Raw genomic sequence first — 14,893 nt, forward strand, 5'->3', positions numbered from 1 at the left:
AAGCATCAAGAGGGGCGGAAGTCGGATGCGGCGATGCCATAGCGCTTGAGCTTGTCGTAGAACGTCTTGCGCGGCACGCCGAGCGCGTCGATGGCGCCGCGCACGTCGCCGCCATGGTCGCGTAGCGCGTCGCGGATGAGCTGCGCCTCGTACTGCCCAACCCTTTCGGGCAGCGCGGCGGCAGGCCCCGGCAGCGCGGGGCTCGCGCCGGCCTCGTCATCGGGCCCAAGGCCGAGCGCGACGCGATCGGCGAAATGCGCGAGTTCACGCACATTGCCCGGCCAGTCGTGCGACTGGAGATAATCGCTCACGGCGGCATTCACCTTGCCGACAGGCCGGCCGAAGCGTTCCGCGGCCTTGCCGAGGAAATGGCCGAACAGCATCGGGATATCGCCGCGCCGCTCGCGCAGGGGCGGGATGCGCAGCGTCACCACGTTGAGGCGGAAATAGAGGTCCTCGCGGAAATCGCCGCGTTGATCCGGCCGGCCGAGATCGACCTTGGTCGCCGCGACGACCCTGAGATCGAGGCGCCGTGTCTCGTTCGAGCCGAGGGGGGTGAGGCTGCGCGTTTCCAGCACCCGCAAGAGCTTGACCTGCAGGGCCGGCGGCATGGATTCGATCTCGTCGAGAAACAGCGTGCCGCCGCTGGAGTGCTCGACGCGGCCGATGCGTCGCCGCTGCGCGCCGGTGAACGCGCCGGCCTCGTGACCGAACAGTTCGCTCTCGATGACGGTCTCCGGCAGGGCGCCGCAGTTCAGCGCCACGAACGGCTTTGCACGGCGCCTGCCCCATCTGTGCAGGAGGTCGGCCACCACTTCCTTGCCGGTTCCCGTCTCGCCTTCCACCAGCACGTCGACATCCATGTCGGCGATCTGGCGCAAGGTCTCGCGCAATCGGCGGATGGCGGGCGCCTCGCCGATCAACGGCATACCGTCGGCGGCAAGTGCCGCGGCTTCGCGCAGCCGCCGGTTTTCCATCACCAGCCGCCGCTTCTCCGATGCCCGTTTCAGCGCCTCGACCAAGCGCTCCGCCGCATAGGGTTTCGGGATGAAATCGTAGACGCCATCCTTGAGCGCGGCGACCGCAAGATCGACATCGCCATGCCCGGTAACCAGGATCACCGGCAAGTCGGCGTCAACTGCCTTGACGCGGTCGAAGAGCTGCAGACCGTTCATGCCGGGCATGCGGATATCGCTGACCACCACGCCTTCGAAACTCTGGTCGACAACGCCGAGCGCCGCTTCGGCGGCCTTCAGTGCAATGACCGTGAAACCGGCAAGTTCGAGCAGTTGCGTGGTGGCATGCAGCAGGTCGGCATCGTCGTCCACGAGCGCGACCAGCCCTGATCCCTCGGTCATTCGATCCGCCTCAAGTCGATGGTGAAGGATGCGCCGCCGGCGGTGTCGGGGTCGAGCCGCAGCGTGCCGCCCAATTCCTGGGCGATCTCTTGCGAGATCACCAGGCCGAGCCCAAGCCCCTTCTCCTTGGTGGTCTGGAACGGCATGAACAGATTTCCGGCGGCTTCCGGCCCGAGGCCGGGACCATTGTCGCGCACCGAAATCAGCACCCGGTCGTCACGTTCGGCGAGGTCGATCTCGATGCGGGGATCGGGCCGGTCCTTCATGGCGTCCAGCGCGTTCTGCAACAGGTTGACGAGGATCTGCTCCAGCCGGATGCGGCTCGCCATCACCAATGGCGAGGCGGTGCCGCGCGGCTTGACGATGGTGACGCCGGAATCGCGGATGCGGCCGGACAGGAGCGACAGCGCACCTTCGATCGCCTCACGCACCGGCAGTGGCGATGCCGCGACGCCGGGCCGGCGGGCGAAACTGCGCAAGGTGCTGGTGATGGCGCCGATGCGTTCGGTCATCGAGACGATCGACGTCAGATTGCCGCTCGCCGGTTCGGTCTTGCCGGCGTCGAGAAAGCGGCCGGCATTCTCGGCATAGGTACGGATGGCGGCGACCGGCTGGTTGATTTCATGCGCGACGCCGGCGGCGATCTGGCCGAGGATGGAGAGCCTGTTGGCCTGGGCGAGATCGTCGCGGAGCCGGCGGACCTTGGCCTCGGCGTTTTCGCGCTCGGCGATTTCGCCGGCAAGCGCCGTATTCGATCGCGTCAATTCGGCCGTCCTTGTGCTGACCCGGCTCTCCAGCTCGATGTTCATGCGGGCCAGCGCCTCCTGCCGCAGCCGGCTTGTGCGGCGGCGCCGGGTGAGCACATAGGCAAGCAAGCCCGTCAACAACAGCCCGAGCAGCGTCGTCAGGCGCGCCGTGTTGGCGGCGGCGGTCAGGGCGGCATCGGCGGGCGTCAGCAACCATAGGCGCCAACCGGGGACGGCACCAGGCAAGTCCTGCACCACCTCGACGAACCGGCGCGATTTTCCAGCCTCCTCGATTGTCGCCAGGCCATCACCGGCGCCACGCCGTATCGGCAGCGGTTCGAAGGCTGCGTCCAACTGAAGCTGGGCATGCGCGGCGGCTGCATCCGCGGCGGAGAGCGGCGCCAGCGCATGGAACCGCCAGTCGGGCTGGCTGGTGGCCAGAACGATGCCGCGCTCGTCGGTGACGAAAACGCGAAAGCCGCTTGCGCGCCAATTGGCTTCGACACCGCCGAGTTCGACCTTCAGGACCGCGACGCCAAGCGGTTTGCCGGCATCGTCGACACGGCTGGCGAGGTAGAGGCCCGGCTTGCCGCTGATCGTGCCGAGGCCGTACTGACTGGCAGCGCCCTTGGCCATCGCATCGGTGAAATAGTGGCGAAAATTATAGTCGATGCCGACAAAGCTGTCCGGCTGGCCGGCATTGCTGGCCGATATCGCGATGCCCGCAGTGTCGATGACATAGATGGCCGAGGCCAATGCATCGCCGGCTATCGCCTTCAGCTTGGCGTCGAGAGCCGTTTCCTCGACCTTCCCGGCGCGGCGCAGCGCATCGCGCACCGCATCGTCGCGCGCCAGCACCAGCGGCACGAGACGCTGCTTTTCGATTTCGCCGGTCAAGGTTCCCGCCGCCAGGGGCAAGGCGGCCAGTGCCCCATCGCGCAGCTCGCCGGCCGCCTGGCCCGCGGCGATGCGGCCGGCAATGGCAACCGCGCCGGCCAGCACCGCGAGCGCGATTGCCGCAAGCAGCCAACGGCCATCACGCAGGCGCGCTACCGCTTCGCGCAACAGGTCGCGGCCGGCAAACCCAGGGGTTTCGCTATCGATGCGCTGTCGCGGCGTCGGCCCTCTCCCTTCCCTGCACGGCTTTGGCCCCCAGTCTAATGCGAAATTCCGCCAGGGCAAACAAGACGTGTGCGGAAATCCGCACACGTCTCCGTCGAAAGCGGGGGCAGGAACGGCCGAAACCCGGGGATTCCGGCCTTCCTCCGATTTGGCACGGCGCTTGCAAAAGTTCTTCCAGCGGCGGGCAACCGGAGCGCCGCGATGGGAGAAGTCACGCAGGACGGCGCATGTCCGTCCCTTCCGGCCAGGGAGAGTTCCATGCATATCGCAGACCAATCCGCCGCGCCCGCCGCGCAGCGCAAGCCCCTCTATGCCCAGCTTTACGTCCAGGTGCTGGTGGCGATCACCGTCGGCATCCTGCTTGGCCACTACTATCCGTCGATCGGGGAGAGCATGAAGCCGCTCGGCGACGCCTTCATCAAGCTGGTCAAGATGATCATCGCGCCGGTCATCTTCCTGACGGTCGCAACCGGCATCGCCGGCATGAGCGACCTGCAGAAGGTCGGCCGCGTCGCCGGCAAGGCGATGCTTTACTTCCTCACCTTCTCGACGCTGGCGCTGATCATCGGCCTTGTCGTGGCCAATGTCGTGCAGCCGGGCGCCGGCTTCAACATCGACCCGGCGACGCTCGACGCGTCGACCGTCAACACCTACGCCGCCAAGGCACATGACCAGTCTGTCACCGGCTTCCTGATGAACATCATCCCCGGCACGATCGTCGGCGCCTTCGCCGATGGCGACATCCTGCAGGTGCTGTTCTTCTCGGTGCTGTTCGGCATCGCGCTGGCGCTGGTCGGTGACCGGGGTGCGCCGGTGCTCAACTTCCTGCAGGCACTGATGGCGCCGATGTTCAAGCTGATCAGCGTGCTGATGAAGGCAGCCCCGATCGGCGCGTTCGGCGCCATGGCCTTCACCATCGGCAAATACGGCATCGGCTCGGTCATCAACCTCGCCATGCTGGTCGGCACTTTCTACGCGACCTCGTTCCTGTTCGTCTTCGTCGTGCTGGGTGCGGTCTGCCGCTACAACGGCTTCTCGATCCTGTCGCTCATCCGCTACATCAAGGAAGAGCTGCTGCTGGTGCTCGGAACATCGTCCTCGGAAGCCGCCCTGCCCTCGCTGATGGAGAAGATGGAAAAGGCCGGCGCCAAGCGCTCGGTGGTCGGGCTGGTCATCCCGACCGGCTATTCCTTCAACCTCGACGGCACAAACATCTACATGACGCTGGCCGCGCTGTTCATCGCCCAGGCGACGAACATCCATCTGTCGATATCGGACCAGATCCTGCTGCTGCTGGTCGCAATGCTGTCCTCGAAGGGTGCCGCCGGCATCACCGGGGCCGGCTTCATTACCCTTGCCGCAACGCTTTCGGTGGTTCCCTCCGTGCCGGTCGCCGGCATGGCGCTGATCCTCGGCGTCGACCGCTTCATGTCGGAATGCCGGGCGCTGACCAACTTCGTCGGCAATGCGGTGGCGACGCTGGTGGTGGCGCGCTGGGAAGGCGAACTCGACGAGGCCAAGCTGGCCCGGGCACTGGCTGGCACGGCCGACGACAGCCTGCCGGCGGACATCGTTCCCGCCGAGTGATCCACGGTTTCATGCCAAGGAGCATGGCCGCAAGCACACCGCTTGCGGCCATTGTCATGTGTCATCGCTGCCAGGCGGCTTTGCCCAGCGGCGCCAGGGCCTTGCCATCGGCAGCGAAAAGATGGCAGCGCGACGGATCGACTTGCCGCGAGACAGGCCCGGGCAGCTTGACCTCAGCCATTGAAGTCCCTCCTCCTCTCCGGATATGTGCTTGGGCCGGCAGGCATGCGGGCCGTCAACGTTCCGCCATCGTTGAACAGGACGAGGCTCGCCGCGCCGACCAGTCCGGCGTGGCGGCCGAGCTGGGCCTGGACCACCGGCACGTCGCGATAGGCGCGCATGGCGCGCTGGCGGATGGTCGCCCCGATGACGGGCGCCATCAGGTCGAGGCCATTGGCGATTCCGCCGCCGACGACCAGCACATCGGGCGAATAGAGATGCAAGAGATTGGTGAAGCCGACGCCCAGCCAGCGGGCCTCCTCCTCGAGCAAGGCCACGGCGAGGTCGTCCTGCAGCCGTGCCGCTTCGACCACGTGACGACCGGTCACCTCGGCGTTGGCCGAGAGGCGGCGCAGCGTCGAGCCGTCCAGGGGCGACGTCGCGGCGTTGGCGCGGCGGCCGAGCGCGGTACCCGAGGCGATGGCTTCGAAACAGCCGACGACGCCGCACACGCAGCGCTCGCCCTCGTTGGTAATGGTCATGTGGCCGATCTCGGCGGCAAGGCCGCGGCGGCCGTGCAGGATGCGGCCGTCGGCAACGACACCGCCGCCGATCCCGGTCGAGACGGTGACGAAGACCAGCGAGCGAGCGCCGTGGCCGGCGCCGAAACGCCATTCGCCGAGCGCTGCCGCATTGGCGTCGTTCTCCAGCCGTACCGGCAGGCCGAGCCGGCGCTCGAGTATGTCGGCCAGCGGCACGTCCTGCCAGCCGGCCAGCGTCGGCGGTCCGACCGCGATGCCGGCCAGCGGATCGAGCGGACCCGGCGCGCCGACGCCGACGCCGAGGATCGACAGTGCCGGCGCCTCGGCATGGATGGTCGCGGCCAGCGCCTCGATCTGGCCGATCACCACGTCGGGGCCGGCCTGCGCCTGCGTCGGCACCGCCGCGAAGGCCAGGATCTTGCCGTCACGGTCGACCAGGGCGGCACGAAGCTCCGTGCCGCCAAGATCGATCGCGAGGGCGGCTTCAATGCTCATGCCGCGACCTTCAGCCCATGCAGCCAGCCGATGCGGCCGGCGAGATCCTTGTCGCCGAAAGCGAGCGAACCCAGCACCACCGTCTCGGCGCCGGCGGCGCGCAGCAGCGGCACGGTTTCGTGGCGGATGCCGCCGTCGGCGGCGAGTACCACCGCCGTCTCGCGGCCGGCCTTTCGCAGGATGGCGCGGGCCTCGCCCAGCCTGTCGCAGGCTTTCTCCGACAGGCCCTGGCCCTTGACGCCGATCGCAGTGCCGAGAAGCGTGACGAAAGCGACCTCGGAGGCGAAAGGCGTCACCGCCTCGACCGGGGTCTCCAGCCTCAGCACGACGCCGGCCTCGGCGCCGAGTTCACGCGCCAGCCGCACGGCGCGCAGGCCCGCCTCGCCATTCTCGGCATGGACGCTGATCATGTCGGCGCCGGCCTCGATGAACTGACGCGTCTGTTCTTCGACGATTGCCCCATCGACCATCAGATGGACATGGATGGGCTTGGCCGTCAGCTTGGCAATGCGGGCGACGAGATCGGGGAAAAACAGGAAGGACGGAGCGAAATGGCCGTCCGCGACGTCGATGTGGTGCAGATCGACATAGGGTTCGATGCGTTTGAGGTCGCTCTCGAAATTGGCGAGATTGGCCGACCACGAGGAGAATTCGGCGATCAGACGGTCGCGCGGCAATGCGGCGATGGCGGCCGGGCCTGACAAAGGTTTCGAGATCATGACTGGTCCTGGTTGTTGAAATTTCTGTCGAAAAAACCGCCGATGGCGGCACGGATTTCGGCGAAGTGGCGATCCTTGTCAGTGGCCTTCGGTGTCACCTCGGTGAAGATCGCCTTGGGGATGGTCTCAGCGAGTTCGCGGGCGGTCGCCAGGGGATGGACGAGATCGATGCCGCTGCCGATGACGAGCGTGGGCATCGCAAGGCCGGCAGCTTCGGCTCGCGTCACGCCGGGTCCATCATTGGCGATCGCCTGCATCACCTCGGCAAAAACGGTCGCGTTTTCGCGCGCGAAGAAGCCGAGCAGCGAGGCGAGATTGTCCGGCGCCTCGTCTCGAAAGCGGGCAGCAGTCGCGGAGGAAGTGAAGGCCGCGCGTGCCTCGTCCACCGGAAGCCGGTTGATGAGTTGCGCCACTTCGACGTAAGGGCGCATGTTTTGCGGGGCCGCGTCGAAGGCCCAGGCGGGGCGCACCAGTACGAGGCCAGAGACGCGATCGGGATGCCGGGCCGCCAGGTGCAACGCAATCGCCGCTCCCATCGAGATGCCGCCGGCGACGAAACGCTCCATTCCGGCTGCGTCGGCCGCGTTCATTACATCATCGGCGAACATCGCGATCGAGAACGGACGCTTGCTGCCGGCACTGGCGCCGCCTTGCGCGCGGCATTCGACGGTCAGCCGCCGGCGCGAAGGGCTGTCGGGAAAGTTCAAAGCCACCTGGGCGGCATCGCCGCCGAGACCGTGCTGGAAGACGATGGGAAGGCCCTGCCCCGTATCGAAGACACGGAGCGCTGCATCGTCGCGCAGCATGATCGTCGGCGCCGCGCCCATCAGAGCAACCTTCGCAGGAAGGCGGCGACGCCGGCAGCCTCGTCGGCGGACAAGCCGTGCGTGACGAGCGCGCCATCGAAACCCACGCCCTTCAGCCGCGCGACGAAATCCGGGAAGTCGACAACGCCTTGCCCCGCGGTGGCAAAGCGGCCGTCACCGTGCCGGTCCTTGGCGTGCGCCATGGCGATGTGGCCGGCGGCCTGGTCGATCGCGGCGGCGACGATGGCGCGGGCCCCGTCGGGTGTCGCGTGCTCGAACAGGTTCGCCGGATCGAGCACGATCTTCAGATGCTTCGAGCCCATCTCGGCGATCAGGCGCCTTGCATCGCTTGCCGACGTGACGATGTTGGCCTGTTCGGGCTCGATGCCGAGATCGACGCCGGCGCGTTCGGCCAACGCCAACGCCTTCTCCATCTCGGCGGCCATGTCGGTCCAAGCCGCCGGCGCGGCGTTGTCGGGATGATAGGCCCACTGGTCGGCGGTATTGCGCGAGCCGGTGCAGAGCGTGACCAGCGGAATGCCGAGGGCGGCGGCAGTGTCGATGACCACCCCCAAGCGCCTCAAGCCCTCGTCGCGGACCGTCCTGTCGGGATGCGCCATGTTGTAGGTGCCCGACAGCGCGGCGAGCGAAACGCCTGACGACCGCACGGCGGCGCGGATGGCAGCGACGGCATCCGCCGGCACCGCATCCGGCATCGACGGCAGGCCGGCGCAGGCGAGATTGAACTGCGTCGTCTCATATCCGGCCTGCTTGACCGCGGCCAGCACGACGGCCGGGTCGGTGCCGGGAAAAGTCTTGGCGAAGATGCCGAGGCGCATCAGACGGCACCCGAAACCGAGGCGAGCTCAACCCGTTCGCCTGATACAACAGAGCGGGCAATGGCCACCATGGTGCGGATCGAGGCGATGCCGTCCTCGACATTGGCGCCGCGCATCGGCGCGCCAGTGAGCACGGTGTCGGCAAGGCCTTCGAGCTGGCGGCGGAAGAAATGGCCGTCGGCGCCGAGCGGTTTGCGCGAGGTCGCGTCCTTCTCATGGAAGATGTCCACCTCGCTGGCGCGGAAGTACCAGGGGTTGAAGGTCTTGGCGATGACCGAGCCATTCTCGCCATAGAGCTGGAAGCCCTCGTGCCAATCCATGCGCACGGCGACGGTCAGATCGAGATGGCCGAGCGCGCCGCTGGCGAATTCAGTCTCGACAAACCAGCAATAGGCGCCGAAGCGCTCGTTGAGGCGGGCGCGCACGGCGACGATGTCGCCACAGAGGAAGCGGGCCGTGTCGACCAGATGCGATCCGTGCGCCAGCATAAAATATTGCCTGAGATCGGCCTTGGGATTTCCCGCCGGCTTTTTCGCCAGCTTGCTGGTGACGGGCAGCGGCTGCACGGCATCGGTGTTGGTGTAGCGGTGGGTGGAATCGCAATACCAGGCCTTCAGCGCCAGCACCTCGCCCATCTCGTCGCGGACGAAGTCGCGCGCGGCCTCCAGCGCCGGGTCGAAGCGCTTCATGTGGCCGACCTGCAGCACCTTGCCGGAGCGCCTGACCGCCGCCGCCAGCGCCTCGCCTTCCTCCACCGAGGTGCCGATCGGCTTTTCGCAGAGAACATGCTTGCCGGCATCGAGCGCCTTGATCGACATCGGCACGTGATAGGCATCCGACGTGGCGACGATCACCGCTTCCAGCTCCGGATCGGCGAGCATGGCGTCATAGTCGGCATACATCTTCTGCGGTTCGTAGGTGGCGCCCATGCGGGCGAGCAGATCGGGGGCCGCGTCGCAGATGGCGTAGAGGTCGGCATTGCCGGCCTTGACGCAGGATTCCAGATGCGCGAACTGCGCGATCGGTCCGCAGCCGAGCACGCCGACCCTGAGGCGTCTGTCCTGTTTCTTGATCATCGCTCAGGCCCCGTAGCCGCGCATGGTCTGGCGGTTGGTCTTGACCGCCGCGGCCGGATCGGCGGCGGCCGTGTCGGATTCTTCTTCCAGCACCAGCCAGCCGTTGAAGTGCGGCGCGGTACCGGCGATTTCGATGACTTGAGGTGTGTCGCAGACGCCTTCGCCCAGCATCGCCCAGGTGCCGCTGGCGTCGACGTCCTTCAGATGGATGTAGCGGATGCGGTCGCGGTAGGTGGTGAGCGTGTCGGCCATGTCCTTGTGGCCGCGCAGGATGTGACCGGTGTCCGGCACCCAGCCGACCAGGTCGGGATCGAGCAAGGCAAAAATCGCGTCGTAGTCGGCGCGGTCGAACAGCAGCGTGTTGTGGTGCGAACTCGGATGCACCGCCACCTGGACGCCAGCCTTGCGGCCGAGCTCGCCGGCCTTGTTGTACACCTCGGCGGCAATAGCGAATTTGCCGTCGCGCGGCCCGTCGGAGACGAGGGTCGCCGAGCCCATCGACACTAGCGCGCCAGGAAAGGCGGCGACGAAGTCGATCCAGCGTTTGGCGGTTTCGAGATCGGTGCCGATCTGATCCTTCAGCGTGAAGCCGCTGCGTGAGCCGAAGGCGAAGGAGACGAGCGTCAGCCCAGACGACTTCAGGGCAGCGGCGAACTCGGCCGGCTTGCCGGCATAGCGGCCGATCATGGTGTCGGTGATCTCGATGCCTGCATAGCCGCCATCGGCGATCGCCTTCAACAGATCGTCGGGACCGCCGGTAAACCGGTCTCCCAGCATTTCCCAGGTGAAGGTCTGGCAGCCGACTTTGAGGTCTTTCACGTTCATCCTTTCATTCCTTGATACCGCTTACTCTTGATGCCGCCCCGCGATGATGTGGCGCTAGAAGAACAACACGAGTAGCGGAGCGGTGATGACGGACGAGGCCGCGGCGATATCGCCTGCCAGCAGACAAGGTCCAATCATCGATTGCAATACGCGGGTCAGTTCTCCTGGGGATGGACATCCTACTTGACCGAGCCCGCGGTCATGCCGGCGAGGAAGTACCTCTGGGCAACGAGGTAGATGAGCAAGAGCGGCAGCGAGCCGAGCACGCTCATCGCCATCATCTGGTTCCATTCGAAGGCGTGCTGCCCCATCAACAGCTGGATGCCGATCGGGACCGTGCGCATGGACGTCGACTTGGTCAGCGTCAGGGCAAAGAGAAATTCGTTCCAGCACAACAGGAAAGTATAGACCGAGGTCGCCACGATACCGGGCAGCGAGATCGGGACGATCACGCGCCAGAGCGCCGTCCAACTGCTGCCGCCGTCGACGGCCACCGCTTCATCGAGATCGCGCGGCAAGGTGTTCAGATAGCCCGTCATCAAAAGGATGGCGTAGGGCAGCGTGAAAACGAGGTAAGTCAGGATCAGCGCGACATAGGTGTCGAAGATGCCGTACGAGACGACAAGCCCGAAGAAAGGGATCAAAAGTGTGATCGGCGGGATCGTCTGCGTGCTGATGATGATTGTATTCAGGCTGCCCTTGCCGCGGAAGTTGAAGCGGCTGAACCCATAGGCCGCCAGCAAGGCGATCAGCACCGTCAGCACGGTCACCGCTCCCGCCACGAAGTAGCTGTTGAAGAAGAAGCGCAGCTTTACCGGGTCGCCAAGGATGGCGGCATACGCTTCCAGCGTGAAAGCCTTCGGCAGGATGGTTGGCGGCAGGGCAAAGATTTCGGTGTTCGACTTGAACGAGCTGCTCAGCATCCAGTAGATCGGGAAGGCCGCGAAGAACAGCCCTGCCGCAAGAGCGACATGCAGCGCGACGGTGATCAGCTTGTCTTTGCCAGAGTTTCGTTTCCTCATGGTGACTACCGAGCCTTCTGATAACGGATATAGAACAGCGTCAGGCCAAGCGAGATCAGCAGGATGACCACGGCGCTCGCCGACGCTTGAGACAGGTTGTAGCTCGAGAACGCCAGCTTGTAGGTGTAGGTGCTGAGGACCTCGGTCGCGTAGATCGGACCGCCGCCCGTGGTTATCCAGATCAACGGGAAGACCTGCATGGTCCAGATGAAATCGAGCAGCGAGATGCTGATGATGATCGGCATCAGCTGCGGGATGGTGATGAAGATCAGCTTCTGGTAGGCCTTCGCCCCGTCGATATCGGCGGCCTCGTAGAAATCCTTGGGAATGCCTTGCAGGCCCGCGAGCAGGCTGACCATGAACAGCGGATAGCCCGCCCAGATATTGGCGAAGGTGACGGCGTGCAGCGCGGTCTGCGGCGAGGAAAACCACTCGACCTTGGAACCGATGATGCCGATCTGCATGAGAATGCTGTTCACCACGCCATTCGGCTCGAGCAGCAGGCGCCAGATCACGGCGATGATCACCGCGGTAAACAGCCAGGGCAAGATATAGAGCACGCGCAGAATGTTGCGCAGCGTCGGGTTGATGCGGTCGCTGTTCAGCATGAGCGCGAAGACCATGCCGATGGTCATGTGGAAAACGACGCTCATGCAAGTGAAGTAAAGCGTATGCCAAAGCGACGCCCAGAACACCGGGTCGTCGAAGATCGCCTGGTAGTGCTTCAGTCCGGCAAAGGATGGGTCACGACGCAGCACGGCGCTGTTCTGGAACGAATAGGCAATCACCGTCACCATCGGCAACAGCATCAGAAGGCCGATGATGAGCAGCGAGGGCGACAGATAGAGGTAGGGTGCGACCGCTCGTTTCAGCTTGTGGTGGGAGCGCTTTTGCCGGGTCATGTGCCAACCTTGGGATACGCCTTCAAGAGAAGGTAAGCTTCAAAAACAGGTCCATCTCAAATTGCCGATCCGTTGTTGCCGGGTGGCCTGCCCGAAGCCGGGCCACCCGGTCGAAGATAGCAAAGGGGAACAGGCCGATCAGAATTTCGCCATCCAGCCCTTTTGCGCGGCAGCGGCCGCCTCTTCCGGTGTCTGCTCGCCGGCAAGCATCTTCTGGGCTTGCACGTCGAACTGGGTCATCAGGTCTTCGGCCACCGGCAGGCCCGTGAACTCGTTGGCGAGATAGCCGTTCTTGAAGATCTCGAAGGCCTTGCCGAAAGCCTTGTCGGACGTCACGAAGTCGGGCTTGGCGTTGACGTTGCCCGGGAAGGCGTTTGCAAGCGAAACGAGCTTGGCGTTCACCTTTTCGCTCATCAGATACTGGACGAGTTTCCAGGCCTCCTCCTGATGTTTCGAGGCGGCGGAGATGCCGATGCCCCAGGACGCATAGGGAAGGCCGCGCTTGCCGGTATAGTTTTCCACGACCGGGACCGGGATCAGGTCGAAGTTCAGCTTCGGATTGCGCTTGCGGATGAGGTTCACATGCGCGAGCGAGTCGATCATCATCCCGACGCGGTCGTTGACGAATTCCTCGACCTTTTCCTGCTCGGTCTTGGTGGCGATGCCGGGCGAGATGGTGCCGGCGTCATTGAGCGATTTGACGAAGGAGAGCATATCGACCACCGGCTTGCCCTCGAGGGCGGGCTTGCCGTCCGCCATCATCGACTGGCCCGAAGCCCAGACCCACGACATCATGTCGTTCTGGACTCCGCCGGGAGACTGCAGCGACAGCGGCAGCACCCAGCCATACTGGTTCTTGTTGGCGTCGGTCATCTTCTTGGCGGCGTCGAGAAATTCCGCGCGGGTCGACGGCAGCTTGGTCACGCCGGCCTTGGCGGCGAGATCCAGATTGACGAAGACCGGATAGACGAAGGAGGCGACCGGAAACATCACCGCCTTGCCGTCCACCTTGATGATATCGGCGACCTGGCCTTTGTCGAACTTGCTCGCATCCATCATCGGATTCATGTCGGCGAGCGCGTTCTGCGCATTCAGATTGTTCACCCAGGCACCGTCGAGACCGACAACGTCGCTGAGCGTTCCGGTCGCAGCACCAACCGAGATCTGGTCTCGCGTGGTCGCGTAGGGGCCGCTGACCAGCGTCACCTTTATGCCGGGGTTCGCGGCCTCGAACTCATCCATGATTGACCTGAGCGAGCCAGCCGGCAATTCGGGCTCCCACCATTGGGTGAATTCCAGCGTCGTGTCCGCCAGGGCGCCGGTTGCGCCGAGCAACCATGCGGCCGCGGCTATTTTCAGCATTGCGGGTTTAATACGAAACGTCATTTTCTCCTCCTTCTTTGGGGATCGACCGCACAATGCGGACGACCGTCTGGTTATTCAGAAGTCTTCTTACGCAGGCGCCTCACCCTCGCCTGCGGGCCTTGCCGCGGGTCTTCAGATCGCCAGATGCGTCTCGGGATCGAAGAAATGGAGCTTGGCGTCATCCAGGGCCAAGCGGATTTCCGAGCCGGCGCGGACCGTGCTGGCCGGTTCGAATCTCGCCACCGCGTTCGACGCCAGGCCGAAATCCTGCACCGCGTCCGGGTCGCCGGAGTCCACCCGGACCGCATCGATGTTGAGATGGACGATGTGTTCGGATCCGAGTTCTTCGATCGAGGTCACCTTTGCCGGTATGGTCTGATACTTGCGGCCGGATTCGAGGCTGCTGTCATAGAGATCCTCGGGTCGGATCCCGAACACGACCTTGCGCCCCGCATACGACTTCAACCCCGGCCTGCGGACGAAGGCCGCATCCTGCAAACGGATGGCCAAGGCGCCGGACGTCAGTTCGTCGCCCGTCAGGCTCGCCTCGAAAAGGTTCATCGAAGGAGACCCGATGAAGCCCGCAACGAAAGCGTTCACCGGCGATTCATAGAGCCTCTTGGGTGTGTCGACCTGCTGCAGCACGCCGCCTTTCAACACCGCGACCCTGTCCCCCATCGTCATCGCTTCGGTTTGATCGTGGGTCACGTATATGGTCGTTACGCCGAGCTGCTTTTGCAGGCTGGTGATTTCGGCGCGCATTTGCACGCGCAGTTTCGCGTCCAGATTGGAAAGCGGTTCGTCCATGAGAAAGGCGGCCGGCTCGCGCACCATGGCGCGGCCCATGGCAACCCGTTGACGCTGCCCGCCCGAAAGGTTCGCGGGCTTGCTATCCAGCAGCGACGTCAGTTGCAGGGTTTTGGCGATCTCGTCCACGCGCTTCTTGCGCTCGGCCTTGGACTTGCCTGCCAGACGCATCGAGAAGGCGATGTTTTCGAACACCGTCATATGCGGGTAAAGCGCGTAGCTCTGGAAGACCATCGCGATGTCGCGGTCCTTGGGCGGCATGTCGACGACGTCGATACCGCCGATCCGAAGGCTGCCGCTGGTGACGTCCTCCAATCCCGCGATCATCCGCAACGCGGTGGATTTGCCGCAACCGGACGGCCCGACGAGAATCAAGAACTCGCCGTCCTCGACCGACAGATTCAGCTGGTCGATTGCGTGAAAATTGTTCCCGTACGTTTTGCAGATATTCTCAAGAACGACTTCTGCCATCTTCCTCCCTCCACAAGTCCAAGCCACTGATTTTTATAATTATCCTCGGCTT

The 14,893-nt window shown here is 64.7% G+C and carries 13 protein-coding genes; 1 reads left to right on the forward strand and 12 read right to left on the reverse strand.

Annotated features, from left to right (window positions below; translation table 11 throughout):
• Positions 1 to 5: 5 nt before the first annotated feature.
• Together EN804_RS21520 and EN804_RS21525 are read right to left on the reverse strand one after the other, a co-directional pair.
• A complete protein-coding gene (locus tag EN804_RS21520) occupies positions 6 to 1,358 on the reverse strand; it encodes a sigma-54 dependent transcriptional regulator (RefSeq protein ID WP_135921283.1) in 1,353 nt (450 codons plus the stop codon).
• Complete coding sequence (locus EN804_RS21525) at positions 1,355 to 3,172, reverse strand: sensor histidine kinase (RefSeq protein WP_135921409.1); 1,818 nt, start codon at positions 3,170 to 3,172, stop codon at positions 1,355 to 1,357. Before EN804_RS21525 ends, EN804_RS21520 begins: the two co-directional genes overlap by 4 nt.
• A 312-nt stretch (positions 3,173 to 3,484) precedes the next feature.
• Here EN804_RS21525 and EN804_RS21530 point away from each other — a divergent pair, with 312 nt between their 5' ends.
• A complete protein-coding gene (locus tag EN804_RS21530) occupies positions 3,485 to 4,813 on the forward strand; it encodes a dicarboxylate/amino acid:cation symporter (protein ID WP_135921286.1) in 1,329 nt (442 codons plus the stop codon).
• Positions 4,814 to 4,986: 173 nt separating this feature from the next.
• Here EN804_RS21530 and EN804_RS21535 read toward each other — a convergent pair whose 3' ends face one another.
• From EN804_RS21535 to EN804_RS21580, 10 genes are all read right to left on the reverse strand, one after another.
• Complete coding sequence (locus tag EN804_RS21535) at positions 4,987 to 6,009, reverse strand: ROK family protein (RefSeq protein WP_135921288.1); 1,023 nt, start codon at positions 6,007 to 6,009, stop codon at positions 4,987 to 4,989.
• Positions 6,006 to 6,728 (reverse strand): ribulose-phosphate 3-epimerase, encoded by a 723-nt coding sequence (locus EN804_RS21540; RefSeq protein WP_135921290.1) that lies wholly within the window; start codon positions 6,726 to 6,728, stop codon positions 6,006 to 6,008. The genes EN804_RS21535 and EN804_RS21540 overlap by 4 nt, the downstream gene beginning before the upstream one ends.
• The gene (locus EN804_RS21545; protein WP_135921292.1) at positions 6,725 to 7,555 is read right to left on the reverse strand and encodes an alpha/beta hydrolase; all 831 of its coding nucleotides are present in this window, start codon (positions 7,553 to 7,555) and stop codon (positions 6,725 to 6,727) included. The genes EN804_RS21540 and EN804_RS21545 overlap by 4 nt, the downstream gene beginning before the upstream one ends.
• Complete coding sequence (locus EN804_RS21550) at positions 7,555 to 8,373, reverse strand: sugar phosphate isomerase/epimerase (RefSeq protein WP_135921294.1); 819 nt, start codon at positions 8,371 to 8,373, stop codon at positions 7,555 to 7,557. Before EN804_RS21550 ends, EN804_RS21545 begins: the two co-directional genes overlap by 1 nt.
• On the reverse strand, positions 8,373 to 9,449 hold the full coding sequence (locus EN804_RS21555) for a Gfo/Idh/MocA family oxidoreductase (protein ID WP_127870600.1): 1,077 nt from the start codon (positions 9,447 to 9,449) through the stop codon (positions 8,373 to 8,375). Before EN804_RS21555 ends, EN804_RS21550 begins: the two co-directional genes overlap by 1 nt.
• 3 nt (positions 9,450 to 9,452) lie before the next feature.
• The gene (locus EN804_RS21560; protein ID WP_127870599.1) at positions 9,453 to 10,274 is read right to left on the reverse strand and encodes a sugar phosphate isomerase/epimerase; all 822 of its coding nucleotides are present in this window, start codon (positions 10,272 to 10,274) and stop codon (positions 9,453 to 9,455) included.
• Positions 10,275 to 10,453: 179 nt separating this feature from the next.
• Positions 10,454 to 11,296 (reverse strand): carbohydrate ABC transporter permease, encoded by an 843-nt coding sequence (locus EN804_RS21565; RefSeq protein ID WP_127870598.1) that lies wholly within the window; start codon positions 11,294 to 11,296, stop codon positions 10,454 to 10,456.
• A gap of 5 nt (positions 11,297 to 11,301) precedes the next feature.
• Entirely contained in the window at positions 11,302 to 12,198 is an 897-nt protein-coding gene (locus tag EN804_RS21570) for a sugar ABC transporter permease (RefSeq protein WP_135921297.1), read from the reverse strand.
• A gap of 138 nt (positions 12,199 to 12,336) precedes the next feature.
• Positions 12,337 to 13,584 carry a sugar ABC transporter substrate-binding protein gene (locus tag EN804_RS21575; protein WP_135921298.1) on the reverse strand — a complete coding sequence of 416 codons (1,248 nt, stop codon included), beginning with the start codon at positions 13,582 to 13,584 and terminating at the stop codon, positions 12,337 to 12,339.
• 111 nt (positions 13,585 to 13,695) lie between these two features.
• Positions 13,696 to 14,841, reverse strand: coding sequence for an ABC transporter ATP-binding protein (locus tag EN804_RS21580; protein ID WP_135921300.1), 1,146 nt, complete (start codon positions 14,839 to 14,841; stop codon positions 13,696 to 13,698).
• Between the last annotated feature and the right edge of the window lie 52 nt (positions 14,842 to 14,893).

The organism is Mesorhizobium sp. M8A.F.Ca.ET.161.01.1.1 (assembly GCF_004792105.1).
GTDB lineage: Bacteria > Pseudomonadota > Alphaproteobacteria > Rhizobiales > Rhizobiaceae > Mesorhizobium.

What these genes read in the sequence shown, in the direction of transcription:
- EN804_RS21570 (WP_135921297.1), bottom strand. Translation starts at nt 12,198, where the DNA reads ATGACCCGGCAAAAGCGCTCCCACCACAAGCTGAAACGAGCGGTCGCA.
- EN804_RS21530 (WP_135921286.1), top strand. Translation starts at nt 3,485, where the DNA reads ATGCATATCGCAGACCAATCCGCCGCGCCCGCCGCGCAGCGCAAGCCC.
- EN804_RS21575 (WP_135921298.1), bottom strand. Translation starts at nt 13,584, where the DNA reads ATGACGTTTCGTATTAAACCCGCAATGCTGAAAATAGCCGCGGCCGCA.
- EN804_RS21560 (WP_127870599.1), bottom strand. Translation starts at nt 10,274, where the DNA reads ATGAACGTGAAAGACCTCAAAGTCGGCTGCCAGACCTTCACCTGGGAA.
- EN804_RS21545 (WP_135921292.1), bottom strand. Translation starts at nt 7,555, where the DNA reads ATGGGCGCGGCGCCGACGATCATGCTGCGCGACGATGCAGCGCTCCGT.
- EN804_RS21535 (WP_135921288.1), bottom strand. Translation starts at nt 6,009, where the DNA reads ATGAGCATTGAAGCCGCCCTCGCGATCGATCTTGGCGGCACGGAGCTT.
- EN804_RS21520 (WP_135921283.1), bottom strand. Translation starts at nt 1,358, where the DNA reads ATGACCGAGGGATCAGGGCTGGTCGCGCTCGTGGACGACGATGCCGAC.
- EN804_RS21565 (WP_127870598.1), bottom strand. Translation starts at nt 11,296, where the DNA reads ATGAGGAAACGAAACTCTGGCAAAGACAAGCTGATCACCGTCGCGCTG.
- EN804_RS21580 (WP_135921300.1), bottom strand. Translation starts at nt 14,841, where the DNA reads ATGGCAGAAGTCGTTCTTGAGAATATCTGCAAAACGTACGGGAACAAT.
- EN804_RS21555 (WP_127870600.1), bottom strand. Translation starts at nt 9,449, where the DNA reads ATGATCAAGAAACAGGACAGACGCCTCAGGGTCGGCGTGCTCGGCTGC.
- EN804_RS21550 (WP_135921294.1), bottom strand. Translation starts at nt 8,373, where the DNA reads ATGCGCCTCGGCATCTTCGCCAAGACTTTTCCCGGCACCGACCCGGCC.
- EN804_RS21540 (WP_135921290.1), bottom strand. Translation starts at nt 6,728, where the DNA reads ATGATCTCGAAACCTTTGTCAGGCCCGGCCGCCATCGCCGCATTGCCG.